This window comes from Pseudonocardia kujensis, assembly GCF_021283305.1.
GTDB classification, from domain to species: Bacteria; Actinomycetota; Actinomycetes; order Mycobacteriales; family Pseudonocardiaceae; genus Pseudonocardia; species Pseudonocardia kujensis.
Map to the genome: position 1 here is coordinate 52,575 of NZ_JAJSOK010000040.1, position 13,534 is coordinate 66,108.

The 13,534-nt window shown below is 73.1% G+C and carries 13 protein-coding genes; 2 read left to right on the top strand and 11 right to left on the bottom strand.

The features are described 5' to 3' along the window. Positions 1–10 precede the first annotated feature (10 nt). From LWC35_RS24600 to LWC35_RS24650, 11 genes are all read right to left on the bottom strand, one after another. Complete coding sequence (locus LWC35_RS24600; protein ID WP_232872618.1) at positions 11–1,156, bottom strand: thiolase family protein; 1,146 nt, start codon at positions 1,154–1,156, stop codon at positions 11–13. After that, a complete protein-coding gene (locus LWC35_RS24605) occupies positions 1,153–1,575 on the bottom strand; it encodes a Zn-ribbon domain-containing OB-fold protein (RefSeq protein WP_232872619.1) in 423 nt (140 codons plus the stop codon). Before LWC35_RS24605 ends, LWC35_RS24600 begins: the two co-directional genes overlap by 4 nt. After that, the gene (locus LWC35_RS24610; protein WP_232872620.1) at positions 1,572–2,366 is read right to left on the bottom strand and encodes an SDR family NAD(P)-dependent oxidoreductase; all 795 of its coding nucleotides are present in this window, start codon (positions 2,364–2,366) and stop codon (positions 1,572–1,574) included. Before LWC35_RS24610 ends, LWC35_RS24605 begins: the two co-directional genes overlap by 4 nt. Continuing rightward, positions 2,363–3,592, bottom strand: coding sequence for an acyl-CoA dehydrogenase family protein (locus tag LWC35_RS24615; protein ID WP_232872621.1), 1,230 nt, complete (start codon positions 3,590–3,592; stop codon positions 2,363–2,365). The genes LWC35_RS24610 and LWC35_RS24615 overlap by 4 nt, the downstream gene beginning before the upstream one ends. Further along, positions 3,589–4,356 (bottom strand): SDR family NAD(P)-dependent oxidoreductase, encoded by a 768-nt coding sequence (locus LWC35_RS24620; protein WP_232872622.1) that lies wholly within the window; start codon positions 4,354–4,356, stop codon positions 3,589–3,591. Before LWC35_RS24620 ends, LWC35_RS24615 begins: the two co-directional genes overlap by 4 nt. Next, the gene (locus LWC35_RS24625) at positions 4,353–5,375 is read right to left on the bottom strand and encodes a phosphotransferase family protein (protein ID WP_232872623.1); all 1,023 of its coding nucleotides are present in this window, start codon (positions 5,373–5,375) and stop codon (positions 4,353–4,355) included. Before LWC35_RS24625 ends, LWC35_RS24620 begins: the two co-directional genes overlap by 4 nt. An 82-nt stretch (positions 5,376–5,457) precedes the next feature. Next, a complete protein-coding gene (locus LWC35_RS24630) occupies positions 5,458–6,246 on the bottom strand; it encodes an enoyl-CoA hydratase/isomerase family protein (RefSeq protein WP_232872624.1) in 789 nt (262 codons plus the stop codon). Positions 6,247–6,316: 70 nt separating this feature from the next. Further along, positions 6,317–8,800: an ATP-binding cassette domain-containing protein gene (locus LWC35_RS24635; RefSeq protein ID WP_232872625.1), complete on the bottom strand. Its 2,484-nt coding sequence runs from the start codon at positions 8,798–8,800 to the stop codon at positions 6,317–6,319. A gap of 5 nt (positions 8,801–8,805) precedes the next feature. Then, positions 8,806–9,675, bottom strand: a complete 870-nt coding sequence (locus tag LWC35_RS24640; protein WP_232872626.1) for a branched-chain amino acid ABC transporter permease — start codon at positions 9,673–9,675, stop codon at positions 8,806–8,808. After that, positions 9,672–10,364 carry a nitroreductase family protein gene (locus LWC35_RS24645; RefSeq protein ID WP_232872627.1) on the bottom strand — a complete coding sequence of 231 codons (693 nt, stop codon included), beginning with the start codon at positions 10,362–10,364 and terminating at the stop codon, positions 9,672–9,674. Before LWC35_RS24645 ends, LWC35_RS24640 begins: the two co-directional genes overlap by 4 nt. A 3-nt stretch (positions 10,365–10,367) precedes the next feature. Beyond that, a complete protein-coding gene (locus LWC35_RS24650) occupies positions 10,368–11,567 on the bottom strand; it encodes an ABC transporter substrate-binding protein (RefSeq protein WP_232872628.1) in 1,200 nt (399 codons plus the stop codon). 147 nt (positions 11,568–11,714) lie between these two features. On the opposite strand from LWC35_RS24650, the gene LWC35_RS24655 reads away from it, so the two are divergent. Further along, entirely contained in the window at positions 11,715–12,479 is a 765-nt protein-coding gene (locus LWC35_RS24655) for an SDR family NAD(P)-dependent oxidoreductase (protein ID WP_232872629.1), read from the top strand. A gap of 21 nt (positions 12,480–12,500) precedes the next feature. Beyond that, on the top strand, positions 12,501–13,247 hold the full coding sequence (locus LWC35_RS24660; protein ID WP_232872630.1) for an SDR family NAD(P)-dependent oxidoreductase: 747 nt from the start codon (positions 12,501–12,503) through the stop codon (positions 13,245–13,247). Positions 13,248–13,534: the final 287 nt, after the last annotated feature.

Consider the following 13,534-nt stretch of genomic DNA (forward strand, 5'->3'; position numbering starts at 1 on the left):
CGACTCGCTCCTACCGGGTCAGGACGGTGCAGGCGGAGATGCCCGGCGCCCCGTAGACGTGGGTGAACCCGACTCGCGGGTCCCCCGGGACCTGGTGCTCCCCCGCGCCCCCGCGCAGCTGGAGCACGTTCTCGTGGACCTGCCGCAGGCCGGAGGCGCCGATCGGCTCGCCGTTGGCCAGGCAGCCACCGTCGGTGTTGACCGGCAGCCTGCCCTCGATCGCGGTCGCCCCGGAGGCGATCAGCTCCTCCTGCTCGCCGTGCGCACACAGCCCGGTCTCGGCCATGTGCATCAGCTCGGCGCCGGACTCCGTGTCCTGGATCTGCGCCACGTCGACCTCCGACGGGGCGATCCCCGCCGCCGCGAACGCCGCCGCGGCCGCCTCGGCCGTGGGCGAGTCCGCCCGCTCCGCGGCCGTCCAGGGCGAGAACACCTCGAACGACCCGTACCGGCGGGAGCGGAACGCCGCCCCCTGCAGGAACACCGGGTGCTCGGTGTACTCACGAGCCTTGTCCGCCCGGCACAGGACCAACGCGACCGCACCCTCGGCGGGCGAGCAGTACATGTACTGGGTCAGCGGGTGGGAGATCATCGGTGCCGCCGCGATCTCCGCGGCGTCGATCTCCTTGCGCCGCCACGCCATCGGGTTGCGGGCGCCGTTGCGGAAGGCCTTCTCGGCGATCGTGGCCAGCACGCCCGGCGCGATGCCGTGCTCGTGCAGGTAGCGCTGGATCTTCAGGCCGAAGAACTGCGTGGTGACCATCAGCCCGGTCTCGCCGTACCAGGCCCCGATGCCGTGCTCGGCCGGGTCGGTGTTGAAGGCGCCGCGCGGGTGCTTGTCGAACCCGATCACGATGCCGACGTCGTGCTGCCCGGAGCGGATCGCGGCGTCTGCGGCGATCAGCGCCGACCCGCCCGTCGCACAGCCGTTGGCCACGTTGATGAACGGCAGCCCGGTCAGCCCGAGCTCGGAGACCAGGGTGTCCGCGTCGCCCGCAGAGTGCGAGCCGCCGAACCCGAACTGCATGTCGGAGAAGCGCAGTCCACAGTCGCGCAACGCCTCCCGCGCCGCGTGGACCGCCTGCGCCCGGCCCGAGACGCCCTCGGTGCGCCCGAACCGGTGCATCCCGATCCCGACGATCGCGACCCCGCTCATGCCGTCACCGCCACGAACGCGAACGTGTGCACCGGCCAGCCGAACTCGTCGTCCCGGAAGGGGGCGAGCACCAGCTCCACGGCCATGCCGATCTCCAGCTTCGCCGGGTCGGTCTCCACCAACCGGGTCTCCACGATCAGCTGCCCGGGCAGCTCGACGTACCCGACGCCGTACGGCTCGTAGTTCTCGGTGCCGGTGTAGGGCGGCTTGGGCCGGAACCCCTGCACCGTCCAGGACCACAGCGTGCCCGTCCGGGACAGCGGCACGTCCTCCATCGCCGACCCCGTGCAGCGTGGGCAGCCGCCCTGGCGCGGGAAGGTGTGGGCCGCGCAGTCCGTGCACCGGCTGCCGAGCAGCGCCGGGCCCTCCGCGGTCTCGACGAACAGCGCGTCGTCGACGGTCGTCTTCCCGGCGATCACGGCGCGGCCAGCCGTCCGCCGTCGACGGCGAGCAGGGCGCCGGTCGTGTACGTGGCATGCGGCCCGCAGAGGTACAGCGCCGCACCGACGATCTCGTGCGGCTCGCCGACCCGCTTGGCCGGCCAGTCCTGCGCCATGCGCGCCACCGCCTCCGGGTCCCAGGCCTTGCTGATGTCGGTGGCGAACGGACCCGCCAGGATCGTGTTCACCCGCACCGACGGCCCGTACTCCTGCGCGAACCCCGCCGTCAGCGTGTTCAACGCCGACTTCGCCGCCGTGTAGGGCAGGTCCCCCGCCGTCGGGCGCTGCGACCCCATCGACGAGATGTTGAGGATCGCGCCGCCACCCCGGGCCACCATCCGCTTCCCCGCCGCGGCCATCAGCCGGAACGGGCCGCGGACGTTCACCGCGAAGACCTTGTCGAACAACGCTTCCGACACCTCCTCGAGGGAGGAGTACAGCGGCGCCATGCCCGCGTTGTTCACCAGCACGTCCAGCGGGCCTAGCTCCTGCTCGACCTCGTCGAGCAGCGGGTCGAGCCGGTCCCAGTCGCCGACGTGCGCAGCGTGCGCGGTCACCCGACGCCCGGTCGCCGCCGCCAACTCCTCGGCGAGTTCCTCGCAGGCGTCCTTCTTGCGCGAGGCCACCGCCACGTCCGCACCCGCCGCGGCGAACGCGATGGCGATCTCGCGGCCCAGGCCGCGCGATCCGCCGGTGACCAGCGCCCGTCGACCGGCCAGCGGCGGGTCGACGGCCCGGGCGGCCGCAACCGCCGCGTCGAGAGAGCTCATCTCGGGATGTCCTTCCACGCCACGCCCCGATCGCCTCGGGGCTCCGCGGGCAGCCCTAGCAGGCGCTCCGCGATGATCGTCCGCTGCACCTCGTCGGAACCCCCGGCGATCCGGTAGCCCGGGGCGCCCAGGTAGTGCTCGGTCCAGCGGTAGGTCCCGTCCCCGGCGTCCGCGACCAGCCGCGGGCCGAGCACCAGCGCCGCCGCCTCGGAGACGAGCTTGAGTCGTTGGGCCCAGTCGAGCTTGCGCAGCGAGCCCATGGGACCCGGTTCGCCGCCGGCCAGCCGGCTCTCCCGATCGCGCTGGGCCGACAGCGCCGCGACCTTCTCCGCCGTCCAGACGTCCGCCAGGACCCGCCGGACGTCCGGGTCCCCGGTCCGACCGAGCCGACGGGCGTCGTCCGCGAGCTGGGCGAACCCGCCGCCCAGGTCCATGTTCGCCCCGGACGACCCCCGTTCGAAGCCGAGCGTGGCGAGCGTGACGCTCCAGCCCGCGCCGACCTCGCCCAGGCGCAGCGAGTCCGGGATCCGGACGTCGTCGAGGAAGACCTCGCAGAACGACGAACCCCCGGACATCTGCCGCAGCGGCCGCACGTCCACTCCGGGGGTGTCCATCGGCAGCAGGAAGGCGGTGAGCCCCTTGTGCTTCGGCACGTCCGGGTCGGTGCGGCAGATCAGCTCGCCCCAGCCCGCGAACTGTGCGCCTGAGCTCCACACCTTCTGCCCGTTGACGACCCACTCGTCGCCGTCGCGGACCGCCCGGGTCGCGAGCCCCGCGAGGTCCGACCCCGCCGAGGGCTCGGAGAACAGCTGGCACGCCAGGGCGTCCCCACGGAGTAGCGGCCGAACCAGCATCTCCTTCTGCGCCGGCGTGCCGAACAGCTGCACCGTCGGCGCGATCAGCTCGGTCGACACCGAGGTCAGCTCGTGCTGCCCGGGCGTCTCGAACTCACGCTCGACCTCCGCGAAGGCCTCCTCGTGCAAGGCCGACAGACCAGCGCCGCCGTCCTCGACCGGCCACGAGATCGCGCCGTAGCCGGCGTCGTACCGCGCACCCAGCCAGTCCTGGATACGTCCCAACAGGGCGCGTTCGTCGTCGAAGGGGAGATCGTGGAACACCGCGACCGACTCGCGCGGCGCGTCACCTCGCGGGGTGAGCTGCTCGGCCAGCCAGGTCCGAGCGGTGGCGGCGTAGTCCGCGAGGGCGCTCTCGGTCACCGCGGTCATCGGGCCGTCCACCCGCCGTCGATCGCCAGGACCTGCCCGGTGCAGTAGGTGGAGGCGGCCGAGGCGAGGAACAACAGCGCCCCGTCCAGCTCGCCCGGGTCACCACCCCGACGCAGCAGGGTGTTGCGCTCGATCCAGCGCACCGACGCGTCGTCGGCGAACATCGCGTCGTTCATCTCGGTCCGGAACCAGCCGGGGGCCAGCGCGTTGGCGCGCACCCCGTCGCGGCCCCAGTGGCCGGCGAGCTGCCGGGTCAGGCCGATCAGGCCCGCCTTGCTCGCCGCGTAGCTCGCGCCGCCGCGCGGCGCCGTGGTGACCAGCCCGACGATCGAGCTGACGTTCACGATCGACAAGGGGCGTCCGCCCGCCGCGGCCGCGGCGAGCTGCGCCAGGTGGAAGGGGCCGGTGAGATTGAGCCCCAGGACGTCCGCGAACTCGACACTGGTCTCCCGGTGCGGCTTGGCCGGGCTGCCGGAGCCCGCGTTGTTGACCAGCACGTCGATCGGGCCGGACTCCGCCACCACCCGCTCGACGAGCGCGGCGCGGTCCGCCTCCGACGACACGTCCGCGGCCGCCGTGCGGAGCCCGGGGACCTCGGCGGCCAGCGCGTCGAGGCGCTCCTTGCGCCGCGCCGCCGCCCAGACCGTGGCGCCCGCGGCGACGAGCACACGCACGAACCGCTCCCCCAGCCCGGACGACGCCCCGGTCACCAGCGCGGTGCGGCCCGTCAGGTCGAACAGCGCGGCCGGGGTGGGAACGGTCATCGGGACCCCTCCAGCAGCCGCAGGCCGTCCGTGATCAACGCCGAGACGGTCCCTGGGAGCTGTTCCTGGACGGGATCGTGGTGGGCGCCGGTGCGGTGCCGCACCAGGTTGTGTCCCATGATCGCCGCCATCTTCATCCGGCCGAGCGCGCTGAACCAGACCGCGTCCGCCGAGGTGCCGTCCTCTCCACCGCGGGTCGCGCGGTACGCCTCGGCGAGCTCGGCCTCGCTCGGGAGCCCTTCGACGACCCGGCCGGACCCGGGGAACAGCGCCCCGTCGGTGAACACCCCGAACCAGCCGAGGTCCACCCGCGGGTCGCCGAGGCTCCAGATCTCCCAGTCGACCAGCGCTGTCGGCGTCGCGCCCTCGAACAGCAGGTTCCCGAGACGGAAGTCGCCGTGCACGATCACCGGCGCCACCGGGGCAGGCACCGAGGCGGCCAGCCGCTCGACCAGCTCCGCACCGCCCGGGCGCAGGTCCTCCGGCACGGCGTTCATCGTCTTCGCCCAGCGGGCCACCTCGCCGTCGGCGGTGATCGCCTCGGGCAGGGTCCCGCCGGTGTCGGCCAGGCTCCGCCCCACGACGTCGAGCGGCACGGCGTGCAGCAGGCCGAGGATCCGGGCGGCCTCGAGCATCCGGGTCCGCGCCAGCGCGGGCTCGACCGCCGCGTCGACCTCGAGGATCGGCTCCGCCGCCTGACCCGCGACGAACTCCATCGCGAACCAGGCGGGCTGCTCGGTGTCGCGGGCGAGCACCGCGGGCGCCGGAACCGCGGTGTCGGCCAGGGCCTCCAGGATCGCGGCCTGGTGGAGGACGTCGTCGCGTCCCACCGCCCTGCGGCCCGGGGGTACCGCCTTGACCACGGCCCGGTCCGAACCTGCCCCGATCGTGTAGGTCAGGCCCGACCGGCCGCCCTCGAGGACGGCCAGCGCGTGGGTCTCGCCGAGGCCGAGCCGCGCGCGCACGCGGTTCGCGAGGACCGGGTCCGCATCGACCGCCGTGTCGACTGTCTCCGTCATCTCATCCCTCCACAGGCCCTGACCGGTCGTGGCGCCGGCGGCCCGCGCCCCTCGCGGGACCGCCGACTCGATCACGATGCGGTCAGCGCCCGGTCCACTTGGCGTCGCGCTTCTCCAGGAAGGCCGCGACGCCTTCGGCGGCGTCCTCCGAGTTCAGCGTGACGCCCACGGCCAGGTGCTCGAGGACCATCAGCGAGGCGATGTCGGCGTCGAGGCCGCGGTCGATCGCCATCTTGGTGAGCTTCATCTGGAACGGGCTCTTGTCGGTGAGGTGGCTGATGAACTCCTCCACCGTCTCGTCGAGCTTCTCGGCGGGTGCACTGGCGTTGACCAGGTCGAACTCGTCCGCCTCCCTGCCCGAGAGCAGCTTGCCGGTGAGCATGAGCTCCTTGGTCTTGCGGATGCCCAGCATGCGCGGCAGGCGGTAGATCGGGCCGGCGCCGCCGAACAGTGCACGGCGGATGTGGAAGTCGCCGATCTGCGCGGTCTCGTCCGCGATCGCGAAGTCGCAGGAGATCATCACCTCGAAGCCGCCCGCGGTCACGTAGCCCTCGAGGACCGCCACCGACGGCTTGGTCATGGTGTAGAGCCGGTCGCAGACCTTCGCCGACACGACCGCGACGTCCATCGCGGTGCTGGTACCGATGAAGTCCGACTGCAGGCTGTCGAGGTCGAAGCCCGAGGAGAAGGTGTTCGCCCGGCCACGCACCACCACGACGCGGAGCTCGGGGTCCGCCTCGATCTCGGTGATGTACTCGTCGAGCTTGTGCAGCATCGGCACGGTGATGCAGTTGCGCTTGTGCGGTCGGTTCAGCCAGATCCGCGCCACGTGACCGTCACGCTCGAACTGGATGTCGTCCTCGACTGCCATGGTTCCTCCTGAAACTGAACTGAATTCATCTTAGATCGTGCGGGCCGACGCCGCCCCTGTCAAGGGGCGATCAGCCGGCGCGGACGCCGCCGACGACCGGAGACCCGAAATAGGCCTGCTCGGCCCGGGTGGCGAAGCCCGGATCGTCGGGCGAGCCGGTCGCCCGGACCACGCCCTCGTGCAACACGACCACCTCGTGCGCCACGGCGAGCGCCCGGGTGAGGAGCTGCTCCAGGACCACCACGGTCACCCCGTCCTCGGCGAGGCCGGTGATCCGTCCGTACACCTCGTCGACGAGGGCCGGGGCGAGACCCAGCGCCGGTTCGTCGACGACGACGAGGCGCGGGTCGGCGATCAAGGCGCGAGCGATGGCGAGGAGCTGTTGCTCACCTCCGGACAGCGCCGCGGCCGGGATGGACAGCCGGGTCCGGACGCGTTCGGGAAGCCACTCGACGGTCTGGTCGATCCGGGACCGCAGGTCCCGCCCCGATATGCCTGCGGCGTACCCCGCGACCTCCAGGTTCTCCCGCACCGACAGCGTCCGGAAGAGGGCCCGGCCCTCCGGGACCAGGCTGCTGCGCACCGCGCCGTCGGTGGTCCGTGTCCCCGCGGAGGGACTGAGTGTGCCGTGCAGGACCTGCCCCAACGTGCTCTTGCCCGCACCGTTCGCCCCGACCACCGCGAGGACGACGCCGGGGTGGACGGCCAGGTCGACGGCGTCGAGCGCGGTCACCCCGCCGTACCGATGGCTCACCCCGGACAGCGCGATCGCGGGCGGCCCCTGGACGCGGGTGGACGTGCGGGGTTGCCGCGCGGACGTCGTCCCGAGGTAGGAGCTGCGGACGCGGTCGTCGGCCAGGATCTCGTCCGGCGCGCCGGAGCCGATCGGGCGGCCGAAGTCGAACGCCACCACCCGGTCCGCGACGGCGAACAGGTCCTCCAGGACGTGGTCGATCACGACGACCGACGTCCCCGCCGCGCGCAGGCCCTGGATCTGGGCGGCGAGCAGCCTGCGCTCCTCGGCGTCCAGGCCGCCGAACGGCTCGTCCATGATCAGCAGGCCGGGCTGCTCGGCGACGGCCCGCCCGAGGTCGAGCCGCTTCTGCGGACCGAAGGGCAGCTGGTCGGGATGCACGTCCCCCTGGCCCGCGAGGCCGATCCTGCCGAGCAGGGCGTCGACCGCCCGTCGGCGCGTCGGAGTGGTCCACCGCGTGGTGCAGAGCAGGTTCTCGGCGACCGTCAGCTCGGTGAAGACCTCCGCGTGCTGGAAGGTGCGGCCGATGCCGAGCCGTCGGCGACGGGTCGCGCGCGCCCGCAGCAGGTCGACGCCGCCGAAGGTCGCCGAGCCCGCCGTCCGGCCGCCGGAGACGAGGCCGCACAGGGCGTTGACCAGCGTCGTCTTGCCGGCGCCGTTCGGACCGATGATCGCGAGGACCTCGCCCGGGGGTACCGAGAGCGACACCCCCTCGAGCGCCTGCAGCCCGCCGAAGGCCACGCCGAGGTCGGCGACCTCGAGCGTCCGTCGCTCCGCGGCCGGCGTCGGGGCCGGCTCGTCCGAGGTCTCGACGACCGACGGCTCGCCCGGCCGGCGCGCCCGCCGCAGGAGCGTGCGCAGCACGCTCCCGAGCGCGGGCACCACCCCGGCGGGCAGGAGCAGCAACGCGAGGATCAACAGTGCACCCTGCAGGATCAGCTGGTCGACGCCCAGCAGCCCGGCCAGGCTCGGCGCGAACGCCAGGAAGATCCCGCCGAACACCCCTCCGCCGACCGCGCCGACGCCCCCGAGCACCGCCGCGGCGACGGTGTTGATCCCCAGGGTCAGCGAGAACGTCTCCGGGCTGACGAAGCCGGTGATCAACCCGAGCAGGGCGCCGGCCAGCCCGGTCGCGGCGCCGCTCACGCCGAACGCGAGGGCGCTCTGCGCCTCCGGTGCGATCCCGACCGAACGGGCCACCACCGGGTGCGACTTCGCCGCGACCATCCGCATCCGCAGGCTCGTCGAGCGGGCCAGCACGGCGACCCCGACGACGATCCCGGCGGTCAGGATGGCCGCCACCACAGCTTCCGAACCGCCGGCGCCGAGCGAGCCCGCGCCCGTCACGCTGGGCAGGTCGGTGACCGGGACGCCCTGGTCCCCGCCGGTCACGTCGACCCAGCGGTTGATGACCTCGAGCGCGACGAGGCTGAAGGCCAGGGTGAGCAGGGCGATGTAGAGCACCGAGAAGCGCGCCCCGGCGAACCCGAGGAACGCACCGCAGCCGCCGGCGAGCAGCATCGCCACGAGCACCGTCGGCTCCAACGCCCAGCCGTGCGCCGAGCCGTAGGCGACCGTGTACGCGCCGATGGCGAACAGCGCGGGATGGCCCACGGACCAGATGCCCGCCCAGCCCGCCAGCAGCCCGACGCTCAGCACCAGGATCGTGTAGGTCGCGGCCAGGGCCACCGAGTACGCCTGGTACCCGGGCAGGAGCCCGCTCTCGACGAGCAGCACGAGCAGCATCGCGGCCACCGGGCCGAGGACCGCTCGCACCGCCACCTTCCAGGTCAGGATCATGGCGCTCAGACCCTCTCGAAGCTGCGGGTGCCGAAGAGGCCTTGCGGCCGCAGCAGCAGGATGAGGATCGTCAGCGCGAAGACGAAGGTGTCGCGGAAGTTCGCCGAGACGTAGGAGGCGGCGAGGTTCTCCAGCACCCCGATCGTCACGCCGCCGATCACCGCGCCGTGCATGCTGGTCAGCCCGCCGAGGAAGATGCCGGCGAACGCCCGGAACAGTGGGGCGGCCAGCACCGTCGGCGCGAGGCCGACCCGGGGGACATAGAGGACCGCCGCGAGCGCGGCGAGCCCCAGGCCGAGCGCCCACGCGATGCGCGCGACACGCTGCGCGGGCACGCCGACGATCTGCGCGGTGGTCGCCGACTCGGCCGCGGCGCGCATCGCCGAGCCCAGGGTGGTGCGGGTGAAGAGGTAGCCCACGGCGAGCATCGCGACGGCGGACACCCCGATCACCACGAGGTCCTGTGTGGCGAGCGTGGCCGAGCCGAGCGCCACGGTGCCCCCCACCAGCGGCGGGAAGGCGTGCGGCTCGGTCCCCCAGACGTCGCTGATCACCGCCTCGGCGATCAGCGACACCCCCATCGTCATCACCAGGGCGGCGAACAGCCGCCCCGTGCCGAGCGGGCGGATCACCAGCTCGCGGACGACGAGCCCGAGGACGACGGCCACGAGGACCGCCGCGATCACAGCGGACCCCACCCCGAGCCCGCGCTGCACGACCATGAGCGCGACGTACACGGCGAGCGTGGCCATGCTCGCCAGCGCGAAGTTCACCACGTCGGTGGCTCGGTAGATGATCACGAGACCCAGTCCGAGCAGGCCGTAGACGGCACCGCTGGCGATCCCGCTCACCACGACGAGGAACAGCTCGCTCATCGGGTGATCAGCCCCGTGACGGCGGGCGGGCGCGGCGCCGAGGCGTCCCACCGGTCCCAGAACAGGACGTCGTCGGCCGGGGGGCGGCGGGCGGGCCGGAAGTCGGTGCCCACCGTGTAGGCCAGCGGCGTGAGGCAGACCTGCTGAACCGTGTCGAAGGGGATGTCGAGCAGCTCGGCGACCTCCTTCTCCCGCGCGAGGTGCATCGTCGTCCAACAGGTGCCCAGGCCTCGGGCCCGCGCGGCGAGCATCATGCTCCAGACCGCGGGCAGGACCCCGCCCAGCAGCGATGCGCTCGCGAACCCGGCGGCACCGTCGAGCCGGGCACCGTCGAGGCAAGCGATGACGATCGTGTCGACCTCGTGCAGCGCGCGTTCCAGTGCGTCTGCGGAGTGGCCGGTGCGCTCCTGCGCGGCCGCCCCCTCGGCGTCCGCGACCTGCACGCGCCCGATGTACCCCGCGGAGTCCTTGTAGGAGTTCAGGTACACGTCGGAGTAGAGGTCGGCGACGGCGCCGCGCAACGCGGGATCGCGCACCACGACGAACCGGGTCCGGGGGACGTTCGACCCTGCCGGAGCCTGCATCGCGAGGGTCACGCACTCGCGGACCAGGTCCGCGGGCACCGGGCGGGAGGGGTCGAGACGCCGTCGGACGGCGCGGGTGGTGACGAGTGCCTCGTCGAGGTCCACGGCCTACCCCCGCTCCGGCGCGCTGACGAAGTCGCCCTCGGAGACCCACTGGCCGTTCCGGACGGTGACCCGCTGGACGTCCCGGGTGCCGAGGTGCGACTGCGCCGAGAACGACATGTCCGGCGCGACCCCGGTCCTCACGTCCGACGCCTTGCCGTACGCGGCCGCGATCGACTCCGAGGTCACCGGCCCCTGGATGGTCTTGGCGATCTCCACGAAGACCGCCGCGTTGGCGTAGCCGAGCAGGGTGGAGAAGTCGGCGGGCTGTCCCGTCGAGTACTTCGCGATCGCGTCCCGGAACTGCTGCATCTCCGGCGTCTGCTCGGTGGGCGAGCGGACCAGCGACACCGAGTGGTAGCCCTCGGCGGCGGGGCCGGCCAGCGTCACCGTGGTGCCCGACGCGGTCGGTGCGTAGCCGTAGGTCGGTAGCGACACGCCCTGCAGGGCGGCGGCCTTGAGGTACGCCGCGGCCTCGGGAGCCGGGAGGACCAGCATCACCGCGTCACCACCCGCGGCCTTCACCTGGCTGACCGCCGGCGCGAAGTCCGTGGTCCCCAGCTTGACCGGTACCGCGGTCGTCGTGACGCCGGGCTGCTCCCGCTCCGCCGCGGGCCCGATCTGCCCGGCCACGTCGGCGAACGCCTTCGGGTCGTCGTGCACCACGACGAGCTTGCGGGCCCCGGACTGGACCGCCCACTGCGCCATCGCCGCGGCCTGGTCCTCGTAGAGGGTCTGCGTCCCGAACAGCAGCGGCCGGGGCGGGTTGTACCAGCTCGCGATGCCACCGTAGTGGTCGACGATCGGGACCCGGGACTGCTCGAGGACGAACGGGAACGCGGCCTCGGACGGGGCGACGCCGTTCGCGTTGACGATGGCGACGACGTTCTCCTGCCCGACGAGCTGCCGTGCGGCCTGCACGGTCTGCTGCGGGTCGTAGGCGTTGTCCTTCACGATCCAGTCGACCTGACGGCCGTTGATCCCGCCGTGGTCGTTGACCCAGCTGAAGTAGGCCTTCGCCCCCTCCATCTGGGGCACACCCGACGCGGCCTGGGGGCCGGACAGCGGGATCCACGCGCCGATCTTGATGGGGCCGGACCCGTCGACGGCGGCCCTGCCGCCGGACGAGGATCCGCCGCAGGCGGTCAGCACGATGGCGAGCACCGCCGCCAGCGCGGCCAGCGCGCTCGTCGGTCGAGGACGCATCTCCACTCCTTCGTGAAATGCTACTGAGGTGAGTTCAGTTCGAGTCGGCCGAAGGGTAGACCGGCAGCGATGTCGCGACAAGAGCGTTGATGAACCGAGTTGAGTTCAGTTAGGTTCATGCCGTCATCGAGACGACGAGGAGGCGCGATGACGCTGCTGACCACCGGCCCCGCGCTGCGCGGACGGCAAATCGCCGTCACCGGAGCGTCGAGCGGAATCGGACGGGCGACCGTCGACCTGCTCGCGGCGCAGGGCGCGTCCGTTGCGGCCCTGGACATCCGGCCCCTGACCGACGGCGGCACGGCGGCCCGCGAGCTTCCCTGCGACGTCGCCGACGCCGACTCGGTGGACGCCGCCCTCGCCACCGCAGTCGACCTGCTCGGCGGCCTTGACGGCCTCGTGACCTGCGCGGGGGTCACCGACGGCACCCCGACCGACGAGATGCCGCTCGCCGTGTGGCGGCGCCTGGTCGACGTCAACCTCACCGGGACCTTCCTCTGCGTCCGCGCCGCCCTCCCCCACCTCCTGCGCGCCGACGCCGGGGCGATTGTCACCATCGGCTCCGTCGGATCCCTGGTGGCGGCCGGACGGTCCAGCGCCTACGACGCGTCGAAGGGGGCGGTGCTCGCCCTGACCCGCAGCCTCGCCGCGGAGTACGCGGACCGTGGGCTGCGTGCGAACTGCGTCTGCCCGGGGCCGGTCGCCACGGAACTGGCCCGGTCCAGCGCCGACGACCCGCACGGCCTGCGGCCCGAGCCGCGCACCGCCATCGCCGGCCGGGTCACCCCGCCGATCGCTCGCACGGCGGCGCCCACGGAGATCGCGACCGCCGTCGCGTTCCTGCTCTCGACGCAGGCCTCGTTCATCACGGGCACCGCCGTCCCCGTCGACGGCGGCTACACCGCCGTCTGACCCGACCCCTCTGGAGACCCTGTGCGACGACTCGACGACACCCGCGTGATCCTGACCGGCGCCACCGGCGGCCTCGGCACCGCGATCGCGGCGCGACTGGGCGCCGAGGGTGCTCGCGTCGCGCTGACCGATGTGGACCCCGGAGCCTGCGAGAAGCTCGGCGCCGAGCTCGACGGGCCGACCCTCGCGCTGGGTCTCGACGTGGCGGACGAGCAGGCCTGGACCGAGGTCGTCGCCGCCGTCGCGGACCACTGGGGCGGTGTGGACGTGCTGGTCAACAACGCTGGCATCGGCAGCACCGGGACCGTGGAGTCCGAGACCCGCGAGCGGTGGGACCAGGTCGTCGACGTCGACCAGCTCGGGACCTGGCTCGGCATGAAGCACACCGGACCCGTGATCGAACGCAGCGGCGGCGGGGCGATCGTCAACATCGCCTCGATCCTCGGCGCGACGGGCGGCCTGGCCAACAGTTTCTCCTACGCCGCCGCCAAGGGCGCCGTCCGCTCGATGACCATGAACGCCGCCCTGCACTGGGCCACGCGCGGGGTCCGGGTGAACGCCGTCGTCCCCGCCTTCGTCGGGACCGCACCGCTGCTGGAGCGGTTCGCCGGCACGGAACGACACGCCGCGATGCTGGCGAACACGCCGATGGGCCGGCTGGGCCGCCCCGAGGAGGTCGCGGCGGCCGTCGCCTTCCTCGCGAGCACGGACGCCGGGTACACGACCGGGTCAGAGGTCTTCGTCGACGGCGGGTGGTCGGCCCGTTAGGCCGTGTCTCTCGATCCGGCGCCCCCGGGCCCGGTGATCCACGTCGTTCCTGGCAAGGCGGCCGGGCCGCCCTCATACCGGGCGTATTCGGGTGGCCCGGCAACGCCGGCGGGGACGGCGTGGGCGCCGGGAGCGGTGGTGGCGGGTTGGGAGACACGGCCTAGGAGACTGCTGAAAAGCTCGGGTGTCGGACCGCCAGTCGATCTCGGGCCGCTGGGACGATGCCCGTGTGCAGGGTCGGTCTGATCCGCAGCGTGAGCTGCTCGATGTCGAGTCCGTGGCCGGGC